General features: G+C 36.0%; 23 protein-coding genes. 4 read left to right on the top strand and 19 right to left on the bottom strand.

Annotated features, from left to right (window positions below; genetic code table 11):
• Positions 1-5: 5 nt before the first annotated feature.
• Positions 6-1,160, top strand: coding sequence for a lipoprotein N-acyltransferase Lnb domain-containing protein (locus LOK78_RS06970; protein ID WP_232634446.1), 1,155 nt, complete (start codon positions 6-8; stop codon positions 1,158-1,160).
• 194 nt (positions 1,161-1,354) lie between these two features.
• Here the strand turns inward: LOK78_RS06970 and LOK78_RS06965 are convergent, their stop codons facing one another.
• From LOK78_RS06965 to LOK78_RS06940, 6 genes are all read right to left on the bottom strand, one after another.
• Positions 1,355-2,746, bottom strand: a complete 1,392-nt coding sequence (locus LOK78_RS06965; protein ID WP_232634445.1) for an exopolysaccharide biosynthesis polyprenyl glycosylphosphotransferase — start codon at positions 2,744-2,746, stop codon at positions 1,355-1,357.
• Between the two features lie 1,067 nt (positions 2,747-3,813).
• Entirely contained in the window at positions 3,814-4,821 is a 1,008-nt protein-coding gene (locus LOK78_RS06960; RefSeq protein ID WP_232634444.1) for a glycosyltransferase family 4 protein, read from the bottom strand.
• Entirely contained in the window at positions 4,772-6,139 is a 1,368-nt protein-coding gene (locus LOK78_RS06955) for an O-antigen ligase family protein (protein ID WP_232634443.1), read from the bottom strand. The genes LOK78_RS06960 and LOK78_RS06955 overlap by 50 nt, the downstream gene beginning before the upstream one ends.
• Before the next feature lie 23 nt (positions 6,140-6,162).
• Positions 6,163-6,864 (bottom strand): transglutaminase-like domain-containing protein, encoded by a 702-nt coding sequence (locus LOK78_RS06950; RefSeq protein WP_232634442.1) that lies wholly within the window; start codon positions 6,862-6,864, stop codon positions 6,163-6,165.
• A 200-nt stretch (positions 6,865-7,064) separates the two neighbouring features.
• The gene (locus LOK78_RS06945) at positions 7,065-8,183 is read right to left on the bottom strand and encodes a glycosyltransferase (protein ID WP_232634441.1); all 1,119 of its coding nucleotides are present in this window, start codon (positions 8,181-8,183) and stop codon (positions 7,065-7,067) included.
• 31 nt (positions 8,184-8,214) lie between these two features.
• A complete protein-coding gene (locus LOK78_RS06940) occupies positions 8,215-8,364 on the bottom strand; it encodes a hypothetical protein (RefSeq protein WP_232634440.1) in 150 nt (49 codons plus the stop codon).
• A 275-nt stretch (positions 8,365-8,639) separates the two neighbouring features.
• Here LOK78_RS06940 and LOK78_RS06935 point away from each other — a divergent pair, with 275 nt between their 5' ends.
• Positions 8,640-8,987: a GIY-YIG nuclease family protein gene (locus LOK78_RS06935; RefSeq protein ID WP_232634439.1), complete on the top strand. Its 348-nt coding sequence runs from the start codon at positions 8,640-8,642 to the stop codon at positions 8,985-8,987.
• A 444-nt stretch (positions 8,988-9,431) separates the two neighbouring features.
• On the opposite strand, the gene LOK78_RS06930 is transcribed toward LOK78_RS06935, so the two are convergent.
• The 13 genes from LOK78_RS06930 to LOK78_RS06870 form a co-directional block, all read right to left on the bottom strand.
• Positions 9,432-10,520, bottom strand: coding sequence for a glycosyltransferase family 4 protein (locus tag LOK78_RS06930; RefSeq protein WP_232634438.1), 1,089 nt, complete (start codon positions 10,518-10,520; stop codon positions 9,432-9,434).
• A gap of 567 nt (positions 10,521-11,087) precedes the next feature.
• The gene (locus LOK78_RS06925; protein WP_232634437.1) at positions 11,088-12,422 is read right to left on the bottom strand and encodes a glycosyltransferase family 2 protein; all 1,335 of its coding nucleotides are present in this window, start codon (positions 12,420-12,422) and stop codon (positions 11,088-11,090) included.
• Positions 12,422-13,249: an FkbM family methyltransferase gene (locus LOK78_RS06920; RefSeq protein ID WP_232634436.1), complete on the bottom strand. Its 828-nt coding sequence runs from the start codon at positions 13,247-13,249 to the stop codon at positions 12,422-12,424. Before LOK78_RS06920 ends, LOK78_RS06925 begins: the two co-directional genes overlap by 1 nt.
• A 204-nt stretch (positions 13,250-13,453) precedes the next feature.
• Positions 13,454-14,584, bottom strand: a complete 1,131-nt coding sequence (locus LOK78_RS06915) for a glycosyltransferase family 4 protein (RefSeq protein ID WP_255673739.1) — start codon at positions 14,582-14,584, stop codon at positions 13,454-13,456.
• A complete protein-coding gene (locus tag LOK78_RS06910) occupies positions 14,533-15,147 on the bottom strand; it encodes a sulfotransferase family protein (RefSeq protein WP_232634434.1) in 615 nt (204 codons plus the stop codon). Before LOK78_RS06910 ends, LOK78_RS06915 begins: the two co-directional genes overlap by 52 nt.
• Positions 15,148-15,157: 10 nt before the next feature.
• Entirely contained in the window at positions 15,158-15,823 is a 666-nt protein-coding gene (locus LOK78_RS06905) for a sulfotransferase (RefSeq protein ID WP_232634433.1), read from the bottom strand.
• A gap of 6 nt (positions 15,824-15,829) precedes the next feature.
• Positions 15,830-17,017: a glycosyltransferase family 4 protein gene (locus LOK78_RS06900; protein ID WP_232634432.1), complete on the bottom strand. Its 1,188-nt coding sequence runs from the start codon at positions 17,015-17,017 to the stop codon at positions 15,830-15,832.
• Positions 17,014-18,186: a glycosyltransferase family 4 protein gene (locus tag LOK78_RS06895; protein ID WP_232634431.1), complete on the bottom strand. Its 1,173-nt coding sequence runs from the start codon at positions 18,184-18,186 to the stop codon at positions 17,014-17,016. The genes LOK78_RS06900 and LOK78_RS06895 overlap by 4 nt, the downstream gene beginning before the upstream one ends.
• A gap of 8 nt (positions 18,187-18,194) precedes the next feature.
• Entirely contained in the window at positions 18,195-19,304 is a 1,110-nt protein-coding gene (locus LOK78_RS06890; protein ID WP_232634430.1) for a glycosyltransferase, read from the bottom strand.
• Positions 19,305-20,693 (bottom strand): asparagine synthase-related protein, encoded by a 1,389-nt coding sequence (locus LOK78_RS06885; protein ID WP_232634429.1) that lies wholly within the window; start codon positions 20,691-20,693, stop codon positions 19,305-19,307.
• A 72-nt stretch (positions 20,694-20,765) separates the two neighbouring features.
• On the bottom strand, positions 20,766-21,545 hold the full coding sequence (locus LOK78_RS06880) for a class I SAM-dependent methyltransferase (protein WP_232634428.1): 780 nt from the start codon (positions 21,543-21,545) through the stop codon (positions 20,766-20,768).
• Positions 21,542-22,450 carry a glycosyltransferase family 2 protein gene (locus LOK78_RS06875; RefSeq protein WP_232634427.1) on the bottom strand — a complete coding sequence of 303 codons (909 nt, stop codon included), beginning with the start codon at positions 22,448-22,450 and terminating at the stop codon, positions 21,542-21,544. The genes LOK78_RS06880 and LOK78_RS06875 overlap by 4 nt, the downstream gene beginning before the upstream one ends.
• A 68-nt stretch (positions 22,451-22,518) precedes the next feature.
• The gene (locus LOK78_RS06870) at positions 22,519-23,454 is read right to left on the bottom strand and encodes a glycosyltransferase family 2 protein (protein WP_232634426.1); all 936 of its coding nucleotides are present in this window, start codon (positions 23,452-23,454) and stop codon (positions 22,519-22,521) included.
• A 214-nt stretch (positions 23,455-23,668) separates the two neighbouring features.
• On the opposite strand from LOK78_RS06870, the gene LOK78_RS06865 reads away from it, so the two are divergent.
• Positions 23,669-24,427: a hypothetical protein gene (locus LOK78_RS06865; RefSeq protein ID WP_232634425.1), complete on the top strand. Its 759-nt coding sequence runs from the start codon at positions 23,669-23,671 to the stop codon at positions 24,425-24,427.
• A 122-nt stretch (positions 24,428-24,549) separates the two neighbouring features.
• Positions 24,550-25,383, top strand: a complete 834-nt coding sequence (locus tag LOK78_RS06860; RefSeq protein ID WP_053972489.1) for a glycosyltransferase family 2 protein — start codon at positions 24,550-24,552, stop codon at positions 25,381-25,383.
• Positions 25,384-25,545: the final 162 nt, after the last annotated feature.

Below are 25,545 nucleotides of genomic sequence, written 5' to 3'. Positions count from 1 at the left end.
AACCCATGCTTAAAAAGCTTTTAGTTTCCCTTTTCTTTCTACCGCTATTAGCATTTTCTCAAGAAATTTTATCTCCAGAAACTGAAATAAGTGTGCTGACTGTCGGCCCTGGAAACAACCTCAACGATGCCTTTGGCCACAATGCCTTCCGAGTCAAAGACCCCAGCAAAGGCTTGGATGTCACCTTTGACTATGGTCGTTATGATTTTAATGCACCTAATTTTTATCTTAAATTCGCACAAGGAAAATTGGACTATGCCATTGGCAAGACCAATTACTCAGACTTTTTAGGCTTTTACATTTGGCAAAAAAGAACGGTTAGAGAACAAGTTTTAAACCTAAAACCCTATCAAAAAGAAGCACTTTATAAGTTTCTGGAACACAATTACCAACCAGAAAACCGCAATTACAAATACGATTTCTTTTACGACAACTGCGCCACCAAAATCAAAGATGTTTTAATAAAGGCGCAACCAGAAAAAATCAAATTTGAAAAACCAACCAACTACGAACCCCAAACTTTCAGAACCCTTATTCAAAGGGAATTGCATTGGAATACTTGGGGAAGTTTGGGCATAGATATCGCTTTGGGTTCGGTCATTGACCAAATGGCTACACCAGAAGAGCAGATGTTTTTACCAAAATACATCCATGCCTATTTTGAAAAGGCTCAAATAGGGAGCCAACCCCTGGTAAAAGAGGAAAAAACAGTGTATCAAGCTCCAGACAAAGTATTAAGCACGTCCTTCTGGATGAGTCCCATGTTTATTTTTTCCATCATAGCACTTTTCATTTTATTCCAAACATACAAGAACTATACGAACCAATCCCGAAGCCGCTATTTAGACACCATTATTTTTGTTCTTACAGGATTTATTGGCTTGGTACTACTATTACTTTGGTTAGCTACAGATCATTCAGCTACAGCCGCCAATTACAACCTTCTATGGGCATTCCCCTTAAATCTTTTGATATGGCCGCAGCTACTTTCAAAACAGCCCAAACCATGGTTGAACCGCTTTCTTAAATTTTTGGTTATTATGCTTTGCCTTATGGGGCTTCATTGGATTATTGGGGTGCAACGCTTTGCTCCTAGCCTGCTACCATTAGTTTTCGCCTTAGCCATCAGATATGTGTATTTGATAAAAAGCATGAAATAGGGAATAGTGGTTAGGAGTTAGGAGAAAAAATAATAGTCCCTTGGATCTTTGTCACTATTGAAAATACAGATCTTTTGCATCTGAACATTGATTTTCAAGATCCTTACTACTAGAAAATTGTCTTTCCAAGAAATCTATATTCTGTGTTCTGTTCTCTATTCTCTATCCTCCATTCACTTTTCACTATTCTTCTTTCATTGCCCCCTGTAAAAAATAATGGTACTTAAAGTTTTCACAAGTATGTTGGCATCCAAAAAAAAACTGCGGTGTTTGATATAATATAAATCATACTGAAGTTTAAGAAGGCTATCCTCCACCGTTTCTCCATAACGAACCTTTACTTGAGCCCAACCGGTAAGGCCTGGTTTAATAACATGACGCGTTTCATAAAACGGAATGACTTGGGAGAGATCTTGAACAAAAATAGGACGTTCGGGTCTGGGTCCTATCAAACTCATATCTCCTTTTAGAACATTCCAAAATTGAGGAAACTCATCCAAACGGGAACGTCTTAAAAACTTTCCAAAGTATGTGATGCGAACATCATCCTTACTCGCCATTTGAGCTCCTAAGGCCTCAGCATCCTTAACCATGGTTCGAAATTTAAGAATTTGAAACGTCTTGCCATTCTGTCCAACCCGCTCCTGTCTGTAAAACAGAGAGCCTCGATTACCAAATACATTTCCTATAAGAATAAGGGGTAGCAAACAAAATCCCACGAATAAACCTATCACAGAAATGAACCAATCGAACAGACTATGAAAAAACAGATAAAACTTATTTCTATTACTACGACTAAAAGGAAAATAACGGTAAAAATCTTTCCCCACATAGTGTACAGGAATACGGTGAACCATCTCCTCAAATACTTGACTATATTCCCTAATAGACACCCCTTTTTCCAAAAGACCGATCAAACCTTGGTATAATTCTGGGGTAATATGATCGGCATTATAAGCGGATACCACAATTTCAGTAACTTTTTTTTCATTAACCAAGCGCGATAAATCAGACACGCCAAATTCAGAAACCCCACCATAACGGGAAGCTTCTTTGTGGTTTCCCGCGCTGTTAATAATTCCTACGATATAGAAATTAGGATCGGCCTTTCTAAATGCCGTGACAATCTGCTCCATTTGATCGACTTCCCCAACTAAAAGGACACGTCTGTAAAACCGAGGTCGAGTAACGACCATCAAATAAAAGACCCGCCATAAAAGGATTGGCAACAAGATAGAAAAGAAAAAATAAAGAATCTGCATCCGGTTGGATGGCAGCAGGGGGGTTAAAAAGGGTGTTAACAAATAGAATAATACCGTTACCGAAACGGTAATGCCCACATTGGGGATCACTCGGTGCAACATGGCAGAGCCCTGTATATCATAAATTTCAAAAATGGTTCCAAAAACCATAAGATACAAGCCCAGGACCCCAACCCACATCCAATTCTTGGAAGAAATAGTAAAATAGTCAAAATCAAAATACGAAGACACCAACATAAGCGTAAAGAAAACCACCCCCAAATCGATAACTCGCAAAAGGATTTTACGCTCCGAAATATTAAAATGAATATCTAAGGCTGACACAAATGTTGGTTAATAGCACCCTAAAGATATAAAGAATGCAAACCACTCCAAGCCAAATCGATAAAATCGTATGAAATTTGTTTAATAGAACGTGTTTTTATAAAGTCAACCCTTAAAAAAGAGGACCTCGACCCTTGTAGACTTCCAAATCCCATAAAACGAATTCAATCAAATCGACCTTGGTTTTCACCCATATAAAAAGTCAAAACCTCATTTAGGCAAAGCCGAAAAACCGATGGTCTGCGACATAATGAGCAGAAATACTTTTAACCAGAAAAACGCTAGGAGCTATCAGACCTAAGCAGATTAAAAAGAAATAGGTTTAAATGCTCAAAGCTCATGGTAGCCATCAAAAGATATCTAATGGCATCAGAACATCTTGATGTTTTGGATACTTTTGCATCAAGGTAAAAGTATCATTCCATTTTCAGGATGCTGCAGGGTAGCACATCATGTGAGTCCTCAAAACAAATCTCGGCAACACCGAAAAAACAACGACCTAATTCTTACCTGTAATAAAAGTCAAAACCTCATTTCGGCAAAGCCGAAAAACCGATGGTCTGCGACATAATGAGCAGAAATAGCTTTTACCAGAAAAACACTAGGAGCTATCAGACCGAACCATATTAAAAAGAAATAGGTTTAAATGCCCAAAGCTCATGGTAGCTATCGAAAGATAGCTAATGGCATCAGAACATCTTGATGTTTTGGATACTTTTGCATCAAAGTAAAAGTATCATTCCATTTTTAGTATGGTGCAGGGTAGCACATCATGTGAGTCCTCAAAACAAATCTCGGCAACACCGAAAAAACAACGACCTAATTCTTACCTGTAATAAAAGTCAAAACCTCATTTCGGCAAAGCCGAAAAACAACCGACCTAGTTTTTAAGACGTAGAAAATCAAAAACCTTCCTCGCTCGGGCAGAGGAGCGCCGGACGAGCGCAGCGGTTGTGGCGCACATGATAAAGGAAGTTTGCCAGATTTTCAAGACTTAAAAAGTAAGTCTTGATGTTTTGGTTCGTTTTACATCAAGGTAAAATGAACATGAAAACTAAATTAACTTATCATTTCAACAAACCAACCCACTGCCCTTTCACCACTTCCCAATCAAACCCCTCCACCTTCTTCCTAGCCTCCAAAGCAATGGAGCTTGCCACCTCTGGATGCTCAAATAAATAGATTAAAGTCTCTACAAAAGCCTTGGTGTCATTAGGTGGCACCAACCACCCATCCTTCTTGTGCGAAACCAAATATGGCATCCCTCCTACACGCGTAGACACCACAGGTAATCCCAAGGCCATGGCTTCAATAACACTTACGGGCATGTTATCAAAATGGGTGGTATTGATAAAAAAGTTGTGGGATTTGGAAAGTTGATGCCAGTCTGTCTTGGATAACTTTCCTGTAAAAGTTACGATAACATCCATTTCCTTTGCCAAATCCTGCACCTTCTTAAAACTCCCATCACTTTCGGGACCTACCATCGTCAAAGAGGCATCATAGCCCAAGTCTTGCAAGCCCTTTAAAATTTGAACCGCTAAACTTGGATGGTAAATTTCAGAAAAGGAACGTACCCACAAGAGACGAATGGATTCAAACGAGGGTTGTTGAAAAGGATATTTAGAGATTTCAATGCTATTGGGAATATAAACAGATGGATACCCATGACTTTCAAAGGTGTCTTTCATAAAAAGCGAAGGTGACACCAAAGTATGTGCAGGCCCAAACACACAGCGCGATAATTTAGGATTTCTTTGAAGTCGCTTTTCCAAATTCCCGCCATGAAGTATGGGAATATAAGGCAAGTGTAACAAACGACACAATTGACTCACTGCCAAAGCATAATAAAAATTAATAGTGCTATAGGTATCGATCAAAACCACATCAACCCAACGTCGTTTCACTAAAACACACCAACACATATCCAGCAAACGCAACCATTTATGGCGTTTACTAGAGGTATACCACAACTTAAAACCAAAAGCTTCCAGTCTAGACCCTAAAACATGGATACTAGAAACGTTACTCTTTGATTGCTGCAGGTTGTTGCCTACGTAAAGGACGTTTTTCATAAGTAACATTTAATAAGGCCAAGGCATAAACAAAAGCAGGGGCCGCAATACGCATACTAGAATGATTAACGGTCGCAAACCAAAAAGCCAAAAAGGCATAAAAGAACACATTGCGCCTATTCCGACTTCGAATGGACACAGGTTTGAACAATAAAATCACCAACATGGCAATCCCAAAAATCCCATGTTCAGCCAGGGTACGACTCACCTCATTGTGAGAGGTCACTCCTTGCCCTTCTTCTTCCTTTCTTTGGTCCTTAGATCGACTTGAACCTATACCCAAAAAAGGATGCTCGATAAACCCTTCCAATTCTTCCATAAATAAGGTACTCCTACCAGTAGTTATATCCCCTTTTTCTCGTCCACGTGAATCCTTATTAGCATAACGAAGCTCGATATAACCTGAAGTTTCGGAATTACTGATTACCCACACCGAAAAACTAATACCAAAAAACAAACATAACATTACAACTAATTCAGTCCGTCGTTTCAAATTACTAGATTTAAAATAATAAAATAAAAATATTATCAAAGTAAGATAAGCTGCAATAACGCCACCCCGACTAAAGGTGACCAAAGCACGATACCCAATCAATCCAAACAAAAGGAGATTAAACAACTTCATAAAAAGGTTTGGAGACTTCATAAAAAAACGAATGGCTACCAAAAACATACCCAAACCTAAAGTTGTCGCAACTTGATTGGCTCCAAAACCTCCAGAAGCGGCTCTGTTAGACGCATTAGATGAAAGGACCTCTTCAATACTTGGATTATAAAAATAGATATATATAGTATGAGATATAATAGGCAACAACATTAAAAACAAGATTTCATGAAGCTGATTTTGAGTAATACGTTTGTCATAGGTAAATAAAGCTGCCAGACCCAAACAAACGGGCCCACTCAACACAAAGGCGATATTGGTTCGAAAATGGGCATCAAAACTCAAGGTCGTAGAGGCCACAAAGATAGAGGGAATCATACATAAAAGGTAGATAAAATAGGGGTACCCCTTCCCTGAAACACCTTTATAAAACATCCCCAAGACACAAAAGGCAATAACCAGATATTTTCCCGCTTCATAAGATATCCCTCCTCTAGTTGTTCTGAATAATACTTCGGCACCAACAAAATAACCACAAGCTTTTAAAACCTCAAATACACGTTCGTTATTGCTACTTGTGATTATCCTGTAAAGAAAAATTATTAAAGCTATAAGAAAATAAACCCTAGCTATGGGTTCATATAAATACAAGACCATGCCAATCAATGCATGTAAAATCACTAAACCAAAAAATGATTGATTTCTAAAATCCAAAAAATAATACTTTTTTGAGAAAGTTAGGAAAATATTCTTTGAAACCGATCCAATGGAAATAGATAATAGTAGCTCTTTCGCAATAAATAAATCCAAAAGTGAATGACAAACACAGGAACAATTTTAGGCGCCAATTTTAAACACCGATCGTAAGTTCGATTAGAATAATTACAAATCAAAAAAGGGATCGTTGATTTTTGAAAATAATTACGTTCCAGGGCCATATCATCTACATGCATACCTTCCTTAAAGCATTCAACCGAAATAGAATTTCCGCGCCTCTGAGAATCGAAAAATTCCATGACCGACAGAGGTTTCAGAGTTTCAGAATAAAATAACAGACAATAATAAACATCCACCATGACCCATTGATCCAATTCCTTGCAAAAAACCTCATTAAAACTATGACCGCCATAAACAGGATCAAAAGGAGCCCGCGTTGTTCCCCACTCCCGTATTTCTAGGTCATTAAGCACACAAAAATTGTTAAAAATTTGAGCCATATCACTACATACCCCACCTTTACCAGCCAACATCAATCTCAAAGCTTCTTCTGATGGTTTGCTTAAACCTGGACCTCCCGGAATATGATCATGCAACCAAACACTCAACTTTTTTAAATTGTCTAAATCGTCAGTAAAAGTACCTCCCATAAAAATAATATCATTGATAACCTTAAAATAAGCAGGAATCTCCGTTTTGGGATTATTAGAGTTAAAATTCATGTCCGCCATACTTTGCTCATTTCCATTTTGAGATAATAAACGAAATCGAGTTAAATAAAAAAATGGGTGGCGCTTAATGAACCGCGTAAAACTCTTTTTGGGCATTTTAAACTTCCTTTAACACCTCTAAAATAGATTAATTTTGTAAAACACAACAATTTTCACTCAATTGTCTGAATAAAATTCTAGAACTTAAACCTTTATAAAATGACCTCTTTTAAATGTTCACCATAGGAGGCATAGGAGAACTTCTTAACGCCATCCAAACATTGCTTACCCATATTTTGATAGGTCTCTGTAGTCAAATCCAAAAAAGATGATAAAGTTTTTACCAAGGTTTCAATTTTCAAATCATCCAACAAAAAGCCTGTATCAACAGTCACATACTGACCAATAGCAGAAACCGAGGAGACCATAGGTACGCACCCATATGCCATAGCTTCAGAAATGACTTTGGGGAAACCTTCCGATTGAGTGGGAAGCACAATACCATGACTTTCTGCATAGATATTATGGACATCAACCCGAGACAAAAGACCATGAAATAGGACTGGAATATTAAAACCTGCCATGAGATTTTGATATCGAGCAATCTCAGGGCCGGTGCCTACCACGTGAACCTGGTCCAATTGTTTTAGAAGGGAGTCGGGCAATTCCTTCAATGCATTCAAAAAAACATCCACGCCTTTGGCTTCCTCCAAGCGTCCAACAAAACAGAGAACCACCCCTTCAGTTATAGGTTTTTTAGTTTGGAAGGCGGATACTCCCTTTTCAAGTTCGGTTACCGTTAAACATGGATTCTCAAAGGTCAAACATTGATTGGGTTGATCGGGCCAATGCCCATTAATGGTCACCTTCCGTTTTTGATGCATCAGCAGCCACCGTTGAAAACGGTAGGACCAAGGTGCTGCCTCCTGTTTCCAGTTTCCAGCATATTTAAACCAACCTGATTTTTGAGTACACATCAAGTAAGGAATCACATATACCCCTATCCCCGTGGGCGCCCGAAATTGGAACCAGTCACTTTCTGCCACCGCCTTTTTAACCTGACGTAGCACCTTAGGAGCTTGCCAAAGCACTCTTAATTTGTCAGTCATTTTTGATCCTCCTATGGCTGGCAACCCCCGAAACTCAATCCGTTTATCCTGATAAGCCATAGCATGAGCAGGTGGCGTTCCATCGTGTAACATAGCCACATGAACAATCCGATCAAAAAGGTTTAAAAGACTATTGATTTCCATTACGGTAGGCCCAAACCCCACAATCTGGCCATTGGCTGTTTTATAATGTTCCGTATGTGAAATAATGGTCAAAGTCATAAAGAATGGTTTGGCAATCAAATATAGCCCATTACCCCAAACCACCAAGCTCTATAGCATGGAAAAGCTCCAATAAAAAATTACCCCTCATATCGGTTTGTGCAGAGTCTACCCAAAACATAATTAAAATATAAAAGGCCACCATCCCCCTGTCACCCTGAGCCTGTCGAAGGGCTGCCATAATAAGCATTTCAATTTAATGTCACATAGCCTGTCGAAGACGATTAAAACAAATACAATAATTTCAATTCATTGTCTCACTTAGGGGAGTCCATCCTGAACGCAGTTGAAGGATTAAAGTATTCATACAAAAAACATTTTAATTTAATGTCACCCTGAGCCTGTCGAAGGGCTGCCATAATAAGCATTTCAATTTAATGTCACACTGAGCTTGTCGAAGTGTTTTCAAAAAAGTTTTAAAGCAACTGACAACCATATTTTCATTAACTTAATCTCATGAAATTTTATTTTGTTTATATATTAGAATGCTCTGATAAATCCTATTACACAGGAATAACCAATGACCTTGAGAGGAGAATGATGAAGCATCAAACTAAGATATCCAAGAGCTCTTATACACATTCGCGATTACCAGTAAAGCTAATTTGGCATTGTATGGTTGAAAATCCAACCGAGGCCATTAAGATTGAAAAACAAATAAAAGGTTGGTCCAGAAGAAAAAAACAGGCCATGATACAGGAAAATTGGAAGGATTTAGTTAAGTTTTCTAAAAATTATACGGAATATGGAAATGGTGGTTTAAAAGGACCTATTGAAGATGATGCTTCGACAAGCTCAGCATGACATACGTCCTTACTTTTAAAATTCGCAATCCTTGCCTAACTTCTCACTGTCAGTTTGAGCCTGTCGAAGACGATGAACACAAACGATTTCATTTCCAATAGCATAAAAACTTTGATTATTACAATAACTCGACTAATTAAAAATGGGCCATTCGAGATAAAACATGCTGCGACAAGATCAGCATAACATTCATCACTACTTTTAAAATTACGCAATCCTTGCCTAATTTCTCACTGTCAGTCTGAGCCTGTCGAAGACGATGCATACAAAAACCTTCATTTCAAACGGAGCCTTTAGAAGGACTCTTTTCACTCCCCGCAACCACCAACCACCAACCATCAACCATCAACTAAAAACAACAAACTAAAATCATCTTGACGCTTGATTCATGAATCAAACTTCCCACGAACTCCTAATTACTAACTACTGACTACTGCTTACTGTTTACTGATTACTAAATCCTTCAATCACCTCCACATAACCTTTAACAACCTGCTCCCAAGCATGGACCTGAGCCCAAGCCTTCGCACCTTCCGAATAAGCTTTATAATAACTCAAAATCTCCTGAATGGCTTCTAAAATGGCTTGAGGGTCTTTAGCATCAACCAATTTCCCAGAAACCCCATTCTGTATGGCATCTTCCACCCCACTACCCAAGCCTCCTAAGGCGGGAATCCCAAAACCATTAGCTTCCAAAATCGCAATCCCAAAGCCCTCAACATCCCCAGAAGCTGTCTCCTGACTCAGCATCACAAAGATATCGGCGTCTTTTAAATAGGAAGCCACCTCATCTGTAGACAACCTTCCATGAAAACTGATATGTGACTCGACCCCCAACTGTTCGGCCTCTTTTTGAAATCTGGGAACCTCGGTTGGCAGTCCCACACAGTGATAATGTAGGTCTGGAAAAACACGAAGCAATTCAGGCAATAACTTAATAACCTGCAATTGTCCTTTTCGTTCATGAACGTTCCCCACGGTAATCAGTTTAGGGTTCCCTTTCAAAGTAACTGGAATAAAATGGGTGGTTGCCCATTTATCCTTCGCATACCCATTGGGAATCACGTGAACCTTATCCTGGAACTGAGAAACCTTAGAGGCTGTAAAATTGGATACGGCAACCAAACGATCAAATGATTGCAATGCTCTGTCAATACTTTTCTTTAAAGCGGTTTTATGGAAATTGACTTCAAACCCATGCAGAATCCCTATACTCGGCTTTTTATAAAGCCATTGGGTAAAACCCACCAACCACAAAGAAAATTTCCCACTGGCAAGAACCACATCCGTATGGGCTGCCAATTCACGATACTGTTGAATACGCTGAAAATACATCTGCCACCGAGAACTTCGAAGTGCAGTACGAACTACTTGAAACGGAAGAGCTTCGTCAAATGTATGTTCTTCAAGACCTTCCGAAACTCGTTGATCACACAATACGGTGATGTGATAGCCTAATCGATATAGTTGTTTCGCCAATTGGTAAGCATGCTCACCAATCCCCCCTGGCAAGGGCGGAAACTCAGACGTCACAAGCAATAAGTTTTTATTTTTCAACGATTTACACACTTTTTTTTTTTTAGAAAACTAATATTAGAACTATTCACTATTCACTTAATTCTTGCCTCTAGAATCTAACTCAAAACGATTACACAATGAAACCACAACTCACTACTGATTACTGACTCCTGACTACTGAATACTGTCTACTTAATTGCGATATGCTTTAAGCCATAGGTTCTATTTCCTTTTCTCTATATTCTATTCTCAATCCATCTTGATTCTTGATTCTTGGCTCTATATAGAGGTAATAGTATAATAGGTGGACGAAACCGACTTTTCTTCACCAATAAGGTAATTAGAGCAAAAACCACCATAAACCAACAACCAAAAACTAAACACCAATTCGTCTTGGTTCTTGCCTCTAGAATCTAACTCAAAACGATTACCCAATTAAACCACAACTCACTACTGACTAGTGACTACTGACTCCTGACTACTAACTACTGACTACTATTTTCTATTCTCTATTTTCTATTTTCTTTTCTCCTATAACTAATCCGTCTATTGTTCATTGCTAATTGTTAATTGTCCACACATCTACTCATCAATTAACCTCTCAATCTTTGGTCCCTCTTTAAGTTTCAGACGTGCCAAATACCAGGAACGTGTTACCTGAAACAAAATAAGGGGCAGCAGTAATAAACTGATTAAGCCACCTAAAACCATCATCGACTTACTTTTTTTAAACTGATAAGGCATCACCGAAAAAGGGACGGTTCGCAAAAGGCTATATATAGTTGCCTGATTTCCAAAATACCTCTTAAAATAATAAATAACACTAGGAATAGGTCTAGGTGCCAACCAATGCTTGGGTCGAAACGCATCCCAACTCCCCATATCCCGTAATCCTCCAACACCAGCCTTCACATCCAAACAAAAAGCCAGCGGATTAGAGACACTTTTAAGGCCTGCCAAATAACACCGCATTCCAAATTCCCCATCACCCATCCGTTGCTTCTCAAACTGACGATCAAATAGACCCACTAGCTTAAAAACATCTTTATGCAACAGAGCGTTACCCGTAGCAAATTGGCTAGCCAAAGTAAAAAACGAACGTTCTTTGGGCATATGCCCACCTTCTGGGTAAAAAACACCGGCAGAAATATCTGCTTTGAAATAGTCCATACATTTTAAATGCTGTTCAATCCAATCCTTGGGAATTCGTACATCATCCTCTGATAAAGCGATGTAAGTTCCGTGAGCAGCTTTGACGGACTGATTTCGAGCCAACCAAAGAGCCTTTTCTTCCTGTCGGATAACACGGATAGTTAAATCAAACCCTTGATAAAACTCCGGTCGAAAGGGTTCGGATTGATCCACAACCAAAATTTCAAAATGGGTATAGGTTTGTGCCTCAAAATCCTTTAAAACATCATGAAGATACGTATAACGATTGAGAGTAGGAATGACCACACTCACCAAAGGTGAGACCTGTATTAAACTAGAATCATAGGCATCATAATCTGGATACCGGATGGGTTTTTGATCAAAAGTAATATGCTTATTGCCTTTCGAAGCCTTCCAAGCAGCTATTTCCTTTAGGGGAGGATGTAACCCAAACAGTCGAAGTAATAGCACATAAAACACCCAAGCAACATGAAAATGCTTCCTCAAAAACCGATACTCATCCAACAGCGGAACCGGTTCAAATGTAGTATAAGTGGAAACATCACCAAGATACCCATATTGAATGGCTTGCCACGATAAATCATATTGGGTTCCCAAATCGGATTCATACCCCAAATCAGGCTGTAATTGGTTAAGAACCTCTTTAGGTAATTCACTGGCTATGGGAAATACCGATTGACCATCAGCTCGATACCGTTGAAAATAATGGGTGGGCTGTAAATACTTTAAAAGTTTAAATAGCATTATAAAGATTCTGGTAATGTACTGGCCTCAGCAATTCCTGTCAAATAGCCTGGATAAGATTTTTCTTCAGGAAGCAATAATAAATGATATTTTCCACGATGCTCTACAGGTTTGGGTGACGTTAAAAGAGTCCCAGTCTTTAAATACCACGCATTATAGGCTACCGATACACACCAATCCAAAACCATTTGAGTATTATTTACCATGGTTAGTTGGTCATTACAATGCATTTCAATAAAAAAACCACACTTCGACTTGTCTGCAAGCTTTTTAGATCCAGCCAAGACTAGAGCCTCTGCTCCTTCCACATCAATTTTGACCAAATCCGGCAATACCTCATAAAAGCTCATTAGATAATCCAAGGTTACTGAATTAACATTCATAAAGGAGTTCGTTTGTGATGCGGTTTTGGCATGAGAAGCATACATACTGCCTGCTGCTCCTGTTCCTATGGTATAAAATGTAACCGCTTCGTCACAAGTATCGCTCACAAAAGCGGAATAATAGTTGGCACGAAACCCTATTTGATTCTCTAAAAACATCTTTGAAGCAGCTTGTAACGCTTTTGGATTAGGATCAACCAACAGGATTTGTCTATTAGGGTTTTGAATAAGAGCAAGCAAGGACATATAGCCTACATTACTACCAATGTCGAATATAATATTATGATGTTTAGTCAAAGAAAACCACCAAGCATCATCCTTGTCTTGTTGCAATCTAATAGAGTTCTTTAAAACCTTTAATGGCACACCACATAAGGAAACATCCACAAAAGAAGACTCTCTTTTCGGAATATATTTTTTTATACCATTTACAAAATATTTCACTTTTAACACTTATTTCCTTTTAACTATTTCTACTCATTCAGGCATTTAAAAATCCTAAATTATTTCAACAACCTTTGATTTTAATTAAACTTTCAAGATACAATTCTTTATATCAAATCTTCAATCCTTTATCCTAAAATCTGATACAATTTTAAGTGGAAATAGCTCACAAAACACTAATTTCTTTGGATCACTCACAAAATTTCATGAGTTTAATAATACACATTTGATTTGCTTATAAATTATATCAACATCAAAATATCGTTCATAAAGCGCTCTAAAATAATGCCTTTCCATTCCCTGTCCTTGCATATAGGGCAACAACCGTTGAGTGAGTGAAGCTATCTCCCTTGGGTCAAAAACAAATCGATCCAAGATCTCTTCACTTTCCTGAACATACCCTAATGCCCCAAAGGCCGACGATACCAAAACGGGGCACCCCATGGCCAGCGCCTCGATAAACACCAATCCAAAAGCTTCATGTAAACTAGGCAAAACAATGACATCCATTTCCTGATAAAACTCAATCATTTCCGTATGGGATAAGTGGCCCAAAAACGCCAAATGCTCTTCAAACTGCAGATCGATACTTAATTGGTTTAAGGAAAATTCATCATCACCTTGGCCTGCCAAAAACAATTTAAAATGGGCAATTCCGGAATCCTTTAATTGGTTTAATGCTTGAAGAACCATTCTCTGATTTTTATGGGTTTCCAAACGCCCAGGACACCCTATTTTAAGAAGTCTATCACTAGAACGCTCCTGTTGAAGTTCTATCTCGTCTTTTAGTATTTGATGTATAGGCGTCCAAAATGGGACAGCCTTAACCCTAGAATCCAAAAGACCATAAATGGATATGAGCTCCTCCTTGGTCCTTTTGGAATTGGCAATGACCAAATCAGCCAATTTCAAAAACTGCTTTTTTATGAAAATCTGTTTTCTAGAGGCTCCAGTCTGCTCATTTAGAGAATGATACCAAACAACATTTTTCGGGACTCCAAATAGCCTTCCAAACAAAAGGGCTGGATTCACATAGCTAAAATTGGACACCACCACATCTGGTTGAGCGCTCTTTAGTATATTATAAATCTCATAATAATTCCTAAGATAGCCTCCTTTTTTTTTGATAATCAATTCAAAAGGGTGAGAATCATCTACCTTCCTTTGTCCTTTCAAGCTAAAAAAAGTGACTCGATAGCCATCATTGGAAAGTTTAGTTGCCAATTCACTATAAAATTGTGACAACAGACCTTTATTAAACGTATATAAAAATAGAATATGCACTAATACCCTTTTTTTAAATTCCAATAGAGGGACCTTAAATCCCGGTACCATTTATATTTTGGAAGGGTTCTCCTCCCATTATTTCTTCCATGTGGAAAAGCTTCAATTGGGATGTCTTGTATGTTTAAAAAACTACATAAGGTCTCATAGTTAAAATCCTTCTTCATGTCCATAACCAAAAAGTGGGGCTTGCCAGAAAAAAAGAATTGAACCTCCTTATTATTCTGTTGATAGACTTCTAAGTATCTAGATTCATAGCCCTCGGCACAAGGCACTCCATAAATTTTTTGATGCAAAGGAAAACGAATACTTCCAAAAAACTGAACAACACTTTGAATCCAAGACTGAGGATCTCTAACTGTTAAAATAAAATACGCTTCGGGATAAAGCTCAAATAACTGTTTATAAAATATGGGCCAGGGCATATCCTGAACCGCATCCCAATTCTGTAAAGTTTTCTGGATATAAGTCTTGAGTTCTATTGTATTTTGAAATTTCATTAGGTTTTTATCACCACCATACACCCGAAAGCCCAACCTTTGTAAAGCTAATTCCAATGAGGTGGTACCTGTCTTTTGAAAACCTATTACAAAAACCTTAGTTTTATCTATCACAGCTCCTTATTTAAATTCCATTTTTTCTCAAAAAAAGCATCAATTTTTGCCAACGCTTAACTCCTATGATAGGAATCCAGAAGTTCCTAATTCTTTTAATCAAAAGATACTTTTTTTTCTGACCTTGCTGATAGTTCAATTGATTAACATGTGGCTTTTTAACAATTTGTCCCCATAGGTTCTTGGGGATGGGTTCGTTCAAAAAAACACACAAGTCTTGCCAAGAAAGGTTTTTTATATCTACGCTCAAAACTTTTTCTGGATGCTCTTTTTTATAGGAAACAAAATGGTCATAGTACTGCTCAAAAAATCCCAAAAAGGCCTCTTGGTTCTCCTTAGATTTCGCTATCTTAAAATAAGGGTATGACAAATAATTAGTATCCTTTCCACCATAAGAATCATAAAAACTTCGCCACCAAGCGGCTTTTTCTCTTTTTAATTCAATAAACAAAACCCGATCATCTTCTCGAAACCGCCACCATTCAAAACACCAAGGGTAATCTTGAAAGCCATCAAAAATTTCAAATTGTTTTTTCAAATATGGTGTTTTCCCTATTTCAAAATGAATATCGGGTCCAGTGACTTGATATCCCAATATCCGTAACATAACGGTTATAGTCGAAGTTCCTGTCTTGGGTAAGCCTATAACAATGACTTTAAATTTTTTAAAACTCAAATCAAACTACCTTTTATAGAATTCAACAAATTTCCTTTGCTGCGCTTCCATATTAAACTTATCAGAAACCCGTTCTTTTGCCATATTTCTTATTTCTGTTAATTTACTAACATCCATCAAAAGAATCTCCTTTATTTTATTGGCTAAAATAATCGGGACTCTTTTAGGTATTACCCAACCTGTTTTCCCGTCTAATATATTCTCAGCCAATCCTTCGGCATTAGATACCACACAAGGTATGCCCATGGCTTGAGCTTCCAAAACCGCATTGCAAAAGCCTTCCTGAATACTATACTGTAGATAGATATCGGCCTCTTTGTAAGCCTGTTTGACTTTTGCAGGCGATTGCTTGCCTAAAAACCGAACTTCCTTTACTAAATCCAATTGGTGAACAGCAAAGACTAGGCGCTCATATTGATCACCTTCACCGATTATTGTATATTTAAAATCAATTCCCTCATTTTTAAGATGAGCTAATGCTTCCAAAGTATATTCCAAACCCTTTTTCCAGTGTAACCGAGTAACACTTAAAAACTTTATGGGATATGAAAACACTATGTCATCTACTTCTGAACGAAAAAAATCAACATCAATAGCAGGATAGATAACCTCTATTTGATTTGAATTCACTCCCTGATTAGTAAGGTCCAATCTCATTTCCTGTGAAAGTACATGATACCTACATGAAGTCGCAAATAATTCCTTATAAATATCGGGTTGTTTCAAAGGTGAAAGATATAAATCATATCCCCTAAAACTCACTGCCATGGAAGCTCCAATTACCTTAGCCACAAATTCCCTATTAACAGCCAAAACTCCAAAGCCAAAATGCAGCCAATCCAAGGATTCATTTAATAAGGGTTGAGCAAGAAGAACATTTTTGAAACTTCTAACTCTTGACCTTAAGGATTTTCGATGCATTCTAAAAAGCTTGTAAGACCTTTGTGGATGTGAAAAAAGGATATTCCATATCGAAAGAACCATTTTTAAATATCGCTTCCATTTCAAAGGATCTCCATAAGGCATACATTTTATTTTACAAATGAAATCCTTAGGAATTCCTACACTTTGATCTACAAAGAGAATAACCTCAATGCCTTGATTCTGCAATCCAACGATTTTGTTTACCAAAAAAGTTTCAGAATAACCGGGAACACGCGTCAATACAATACCTATTCTTTGGGGTTTATTCATTTATCAAAAAATAACGTTTTAGAATAAAGACCTATCATTTTATTAATCATTTCTTCAATATCGTGCTGTCTTTCAATCGTGTCCCTTGCATTCATCACTATGGTTTCATAAGTTGAATCCGTCATTTCAGATACTTCCTTCAAAGCCTCTGCAATAGCCTCTGGATCTCTTACAGCCACCAATAGACCGTTAACCTTGTGTTCGATAACTTCATTCATCCCTCCGCAATCAGAACTCACCACTAAAGTGCCCAAAGCCATAGCCTCCAAAACCACGTTAGCGATCCCTTCCTCAATACTAGGCAATAGCAAAACATCAGCCTCCTGAATATAAAAACGAACTAAATCCATAGGCAAGTGAGATTCTATTTTCACATGCGATTCCAAATTAGAATCTTTAAGCTGATATAATACTTCAAAATCTGGATTCAAACCAACAATTTGATAGTGAAAATCCATTCCTTGATTCTTTAATTTGCTACATGCATCCAAACTATAGTGGTAACCCTTTTTCCAATGGTCCCTTCCTATGGATAAAATTCTAAAAACCGGAGATTTTGATCTTCTTTTAGAAAATGGAAAGCTTTTTAAGTCCAAACCACTTAAAATGGTTAGTATTTTATTTTTATCAGCCCCATAAATGACTGCTTCCTTTCCAATGGCATTTGAAACAGCATGAAACGCATCCAATTTTGGGAAATTTTGTTTGTATACTTCTGCCAAATTTCGATCAGCAAGAGGCGAATAATTTATGTGCGCACCTCTCAAACTTAAAATTATTTTTATACCAAAATCCTGAACCCACATCCAATCTTGAATACCCTTTGCCCATTGAATATGAAAAATATCAGGTTTATACCAAAGAACAGGATAGACTTTTATCAAAACATTTAAGTGATATCTTGATAACTTTTTTAATTTAAGGTGTAAACGTTTCTTGTCCCTATTTCTAAAAATTGTAAGCCTTAACCAATAACTTAGTAAATAAACAATCTTAAAAAACCTGTTATTTCTATAGCCAAAATTCTTAACATTCTTCTTATTTGGATAATGGTTTGATGCTTTCACCCCAAACAAAAGAACATGGCAATCACTCCTTTCCAATCCATGAATAAGACGCTCAATAAAGGTCGTGCTTGGAATTTCTCCAGAATAAACAGCTATTTTCATGGGCCTTTTCATTTCTGTATAAGATTCAAATATAACACCTGGTGATTTTGAATAAATTCTTCAATTGAAAAAGATTCTATAACATGGTTCCGCATCCTTTTGGCCAATTTCTCTCTTGCCTTTAAATCAACCGAATACCAATAAGCAATTTTCTGTGCCAGCTCATTAATGTTGTCTGCCATAAACATACAATCTTGAAATTCTTCCAAGATATCCTTAATTCCTGATATACAAGAGCCCAACACAATACGTTCCATTGCCATGGCTTCTAATGGTGCATTAGGAATACCTTCTTTTCTACCTACATCTTTGGTTGGTATCACAAACAAATCCGATAGCGCCAAAAAAGGTTTGACATCCAATTGTTTGCCCATAAACTTTATAAAACTCTTATTTGAATAAATAGATTTTATTCTTAAAGCATATTCATTAGTATCATCTCCTACTATAAGAACCTTTATTTGAGGGTTATTTAGTTTTATTACCGCCTCTATTAAGGTTTCAATGCCTTTTACTTTTACCAAATTTGCAACGGTAATTATAACAAAATCATTTTCTAAATATCCTAATTCTTTTCTCAAATATAACGTGCCTGAGTTTGGTGCATAAACCTTAGTATCAATTGCTAAAGGAAAATTAGAAACCTTATGAGGTATATTGGTGAAATATTCCTTCATCATATCCTTGTTTACAGCAATGATTTTGGAGCTTAACCTTGATCGCCATTTCCAAAACCTGCTATGCCAGCCCATGGCTTTCTTGGTGTATACATAAGGTATTCCTGCTATTTTTGCCGCTAAAGGCTCACTAATATCAGAACTCCAATGCCAAGAATGAATCAAATCGAATTGGTTGCTTTTAAAAAACCGACTTATTTTTAGCACACGAAAAAAGAAACCTGAATAAGGTTTATAAGTGGTTGTAAAAGGAAATAAGTGAATCTTTACTCCCAAGGCTTCAATTTCATTATAAAAAGCCCCTTTTGCATGAAAACAACAAACTTCGGGTTCAAAAATAGAGCGATCTAACCCTTTTACTAAATCATAAACTGACCTACCACTACCTGCGGTATTAAAATTGGGGATTGTATATAGAATCTTAATCCGTTGACTCCTCATTTAATTACCTTTAAAATTCCGTTGATACCAAACAGATAAAGTCAACAACATACTTACTGGATGAGAATAAGGAATAGCATTAACCTTCCTAAACCTATTGTAAAAATCTTCAATAATAGCTCTTGGAATCCATTCATTAAACTTCTCATTATACAAAAAGTCTTTCAAACATTCCTCATTGTTTTCACCAAGAAATTGTAATTCCCAGTTTCTTTGAACGTAGGGATGTCCTAAAAAGCCTTGACCCAATCGCTTAAATTTACTCAAAACTCTATAGGGAAGGTTAAAAGGCATCTTATTTATAGAATAATTGTTGATATTAAATGGTCTTTGAGCTTGCCAAGTTATATTTGCGATCGTTTTATCTTGTCTTAAATGGCCAATTTGAAGTCTTCTATCAGCTAAATAGGCTTCTGGAATGGAACAAATAAATTCACACATTCGGTTATCATAATAAGGCATCGATATAGGGTGAGCTTCCTTGAAAATGGATAAATTAGTAGTTGTCCAACGATGCCCCCATTGGATTGTTTTAAATGCCCGTACTTTGGCACTTATATTGTCAATTTTTATTTTTTTCAATCCTGTTTCTATACGAGCTATTAAATATGATTTGAAATCTCCATCCAACCCCCAATGTTCCCACAAGCATTGGGCTAACTCTAGCCCCTTAGGTTTAACCATTTTTTTAAACACAAACGAAACTATCTCAGACTCATTAATACCTTCAGGCACCCCTCTATCAAATAACACATCGCCCCAATGTCCTAAGGAAAAAACTCCTTGGACCTGTTTTAATTCATCTAAAACAGCCATTTGACGGGGATGAGTGAATTCAGAATAACAACCATTGATGGTCGCCAAATCCTTAATACAATTCCAAAGGTATCCTTGTTTTATTATAAACTCCTTAAAATCAAAACCACAGACAGAGGCTACTTGTTTTGCTATTTGATGTTCTGGATATCCGTTTTGAAATGAATAACTAAATGCATGAACTGGATTTGTTAACTTTTTAAGAACCAATGCCTGACTGCGGCTATCCAAACCTCCCGACAATGGAAGGATAACTTCTCTTCCATTAGTTTGTTCTTTCAAAACTTGGGTTAATAGAGCAACATATTCTTCTAAAGCTTGATCAAAACTAATTTTCCTAGGAGTATAATGCCATTGAAAATTTGGGGAACTTTTAATAAGTCGTCCATTTGAATCAAATTCATGGTCATGTGCAGGAGCTAAACAAACCAAATCCTTCCAATAAGTATCTTCATCCATAAAAAAGCCGGTAGCCACAAAGACACAAATAGCCTCTAAATGAAGTGTGTGTTTTACATTTGACTTTTTTGCAAAAACATGTTCTTGAGGAAGAATAGAAGAACTAATTACCATAACTATTTATAAACAACGAATATAGCAATTATCATAAAACTCGATATTCTCATAAGTATTAATACCTAGAAATTACTTTAATTTAGTTGATTCAACCCAAGTATCAAATGAACTCAAATTTAAATGTTCTTCCCTAAACTTATTTAAAATTGAAAATTCGTAAAATTCGTTTTGAATACCATCCTGAATTTGATTAAAAAACGGATAGGGATGCTTGGATAGGACCGCCACTCCCCAATCGCAATCAAAACAAATAGTAAATAAATCTCTTTGGTGTCTTACTTTATAATAGGCTTTCCAAGTAGTTCCATTCCAAAAAGATCTAGCTGGGGACCACATAAAACCATAGGTTTCCCTTTGATGGTATTCAGTGGGAGGATTACAGTCATGCAAAATGATGACTCCTTTTTCTGAAAGATATTCAAGGCTATTCGAAATATCTTTTTCCACTTGATTGGCCAAGTGCAAACCATCAATAAAGATCACATCAAATTTTTCTTGAGGATTAATTTCTAATTCATTCTTTGCAAGCTTCTCAAAAAACAAATCCGAAGTCATCTTAAAATCAACTGGGTTCTCTTCAAATTCCACACCAGGATCTACAGAAAACTTTATAGGACATTGAAGTCGGTTAAAATTTTTTTCAGGGTTTCTAACTCCGATTTCCAAATATCTCTGTGCATCAACGAAACCGATAAAATAATTGATAATTTCGGTACGTCTCGGGGCTTTCAAAATCTCTAATTGAGAAAGCTCTTTAGTTTTGTTGAAATAAACGTCTGAATCTATGGCCTTCCCTAACTTATAAAATTTGGTCTTTTCAACTAAAAATTGCTTTAAAGGATTTATCATTTTAAAAATTTACTACGAATGCGACTTGTTATGTTATTAATGTACCGTCTATCTGTTGGACATTTTAAGTAATACTGAAACCATTTAAAAAGATATGATGTGCTGGATTTTCGGCCTAATTCTAATAGATATTGTGTTCTCATAGCATAGTCGAAGTCCTCCTGTTTAATATACTGAGGAAATTCATAAGCAAAAGCCCGTAGCAATTCCCTAGTTGCTTTAAACTGTTTCGTTTTATTAGAAGTCACTGAATCCCGGTCTGGTCGGCGGTCCAAACGTACGAGAACTTGTGGCAGACCATGTATGTTTGAAACAAGCGAAAATCGTAAGATGTAAGTCCAGTCTATACTTATACTAGGATAGTGTTGAGTAAAATACAATCCTTTATCTATATGAAGGCATTTCCTAAACATAATACAACTATTCACAACCTTTAAGTGATTCCTATAGTTTAGCAAAAACATTTCAACACCTTGTGGATACTTCTCCCCTCGAACTAAGAGCCCAGGAAATTTACCAACTACCTTCCTTCCATTATAAAATTCAGCGATCCCAGAAACCAAGCCAATAGACGGATTGGTATTCAACACATCAACTTGAAGCTGCAATCTTTCAGGATAGTAATAATCATCTTGTTCAGCTATGGCGATATATTTTCCCTTAGCCTCATGAACTAACCTGTTCATTGTTGGTCCGAGACCTCGGTTTAATTCATTTTTTAGAATAGTTATTTTTTTGAACTGAGCCCCATACTCCCTTAAGATCAGTTCAGAATTGTCTTGGCTGCCATCAATACAAGCAATAACTTCAAAATTCTTGTAGGTTTGAGCTAATAAACTGTCTAACGTACTGCAAAGCGTTTTTTCTCCGTTATAAATTGGCAATACAACCGATACTTCTATCATACCTGCTAATATAATAGAGATTTAACCAAACACAAAGGTCTACAACGACATAAATTTATTTCATCAGCTTACTTGAATAAATAGCGATTCCATTTCAGAAATAAAGAATCAGAAATTAATTGATAACGATACAGAAAAAGTAGAATAATTCCTTGGGCGGATTGATAAAAATTAATAAACCTTTTCTCCCTAAAAAGTATTAGACTTTGTTTGACAAAAACAACATCGCTTCTATTCTTTGTTCTTTGCAAATTTTTCACACAGGCAAAATAGTAAGCCTGCAGCAATTTAATCTGGCTAGCATTCAAAGAGTATCTCTGTTCTATCTTTGAAATCAAATAATTTACTGACCGACAAGACCTTTCAACTATGTCTGTTTTTGATCGAATTGGATTCGGAGTGTAATAAAAATCAATTTTATTATCTATCACTTGAAACTGATTACCAAGAAGCAACCCTCTAATAGAGAGCTCAACATCTTGCAATCGCTCTAAATTGGGATCAAATTGCCCAATTTGATTAAAAAATGATTTCTTCCACAAAATAGTACTCGTTTGCCATATAAATTTAGCATTCAAAAAACAGTTTAAATAGTCTTGCCTTTTGGTTCCCTTATTTACTTGACTACCATCTGCACCCAAAACAGCCCAATTTTTAAAAACCACAAAATCATTAAAAACCAAATGTCGATTCTTTACAAAATCTTTAGAAATTGTGTCATCAGCATCCAAAAATACCAGGCTTTCAAATCTTGCTTTAGTTGCCCCTTGATTCCGACACACTGATGCATTGGTTTTTTCAGAATTACAAACAAGAAGCACACGCTCATCATTAATTTGTTGATACCATTTTTTAGTAGCAGTTACTATAGCTTCATCAGAAAAATCATCCACAATAACCCATTGCCAATTCTTAAGAGTTTGCACTTTCAAGCAAGAATAAATTTTCTCTAGCCCCATTATATAATTATAATGGGGAGTGATGATACTTAAACCGTAATTCATTAACTAGCTATATCCATATTAAATTAATAGTTATTACGAATATAAAAACATATTTAAGCAAAACATGGATATCTAAAAACCAATTCTTAATACCTTCAAAATTTATAGGTTTTTTCTAAGAAAAAATTAAATTGCAATAGAACTGGTTGTGTGACTCAAACAATATTAAAACTATTAATTTATGATCAACTAATAATTGATTGAATATATATAAATGACAACTAGAAAATATTTTCATTGCTATGCAACTGCTAATGATTCTCGCTTATATCTAAAAGATTTGAGGAATCTGAATCGAATAAAAAATATGGACTCTGGGGTTGACAAAGTATTTTTATTTATTGGTATTAGTAAGGTTCATAATGTGAATTTTTTTGATAAAATTTTTGTGTGTATTATAAAAGTTATGTTCATGAATCATCATTCAATAGAGCTTAAACAGATTTTTTATAAAAGTAATCTTGGTAGAGATTTTAGCTCATATCAAATGATGCTTGAAAAAATTAAACCTATATCCACTGAAAATGATTATATATTTTTTCAAAATAGGAGTGGATATGGTCCTTTTCGAAAAAATTGGTACAAAAAATTCATTGAACAATTTGAAAAATTCGAGTCGATTGCTATAAGTGGTAGTACAATTAACTTCACTGATCATCCTTCTAGAAGCTTAAGAAATGATTTACCTCATGTACAGACTTATTCCTTTATTTCAAAAATGTATTTCTTAAAAATGCTTGATAATGAATTCCCTGGTGTAAAGGAGAAAATTAAAAGACATATTATTACCAATGGGGAAATAGAATTAAGTCAATTTTTTCTTAAAAAAGGGTATAAAATAACTTGTATTGAGTGGCCAGATATAGCTATTACAAGTCAAACTCCTACATTATGTAATTCAGATATTAAGAAAAATGTAAAATCAGAACATTATTTCTACCATAGAACATATTTTAAAAAGGAAAATGCATAATAAAAAGTTACATTCAGTGCCATAAAATAATGGTTTCATTGAATTGAATAAATTATAATTTAAGTTTAATACTTAATTTATAAAAGAGTAAGTGTTTTATTTGAAGTACTCAATGTAAAATAATGTTGAAAAACAATAAGATTAAAGTTTCAGTTATAATACCCAATTACAATCATAAACTGTATTTAAAGCAGCGTATAGAGAGTATTTTAAAGCAAACATATCTAGACTATGAAGTAATTATTTTAGACGATTGTTCTACCGATTCGAGCAAAACAATAATAGAAAGCTATAGAAACCACCCAAAGGTTTCAAATATTCTGTACAATCAAGAAAATTCAGGCTCTCCTTTTAATCAATGGATGAAAGGAATTGACTTGGCAAAAGGAGATTACATATGGATAGCTGAAAGTGACGATTACGCTTCACCTAATTTTTTGGAAGTAATCATGAAAGTCTTTACTTCTGATGAGAAAATTGACGTAGTTTTCACAAAAACAACTAATGTTGATAAACATGATAAGGATATTGGAAATACTACTCGAATAGAACGTAAATATAAAGACTTACTATCTTGTGATTTTAAGATTAAAGGAAATGACTTTTTGAAACTTTTCTTACCAGATTATTGCATAATTCGAAATGTTAGTAGTGCGGTTATCAAAAAAAAACACGCTATTTTGATAAGGAAAGTTAAAGACTACAAGACAATAGGTGACTTTTATTTTTGGATTAAACTATGTCTAAAGAATTGTAATTTTTGCTATGTTAACGAAAAACTTAACTTTATGCGAAGCCATTCCGGGAATGTTAGGAATAATCCAAAAAAAACTACATTCAAAAAGGCAGAATATAAACGTATACATTGGGAAGTTTTTAAAAAGCGATGGTATTATTTTTCTGTATTGCAAATTCTCCTTATTCATTATTTGAAAAAGCTTCATTCTAAATTATGAAGATATTATTGGTCACAGCAAATTTTTATTGGTCTGAAGGTACTATAGCCAAAGCAATCGTTAAAATACTTCCTGATTTTGAAATCTATTTTTTTTCTATTCATGAGTTCAAGTACCGTTTTGATGAATTTAATGAACTCCTAGAAAAAGTAGACGTTATAC

The sequence above is a fragment of the Mangrovimonas futianensis genome (genome assembly GCF_021245805.1).
Classification (GTDB): domain Bacteria; phylum Bacteroidota; class Bacteroidia; order Flavobacteriales; family Flavobacteriaceae; genus Mangrovimonas; species Mangrovimonas futianensis.
Note: the sequence above shows the minus strand (reverse complement) of the source record. Positions and strands in the feature narration are given on the sequence as shown.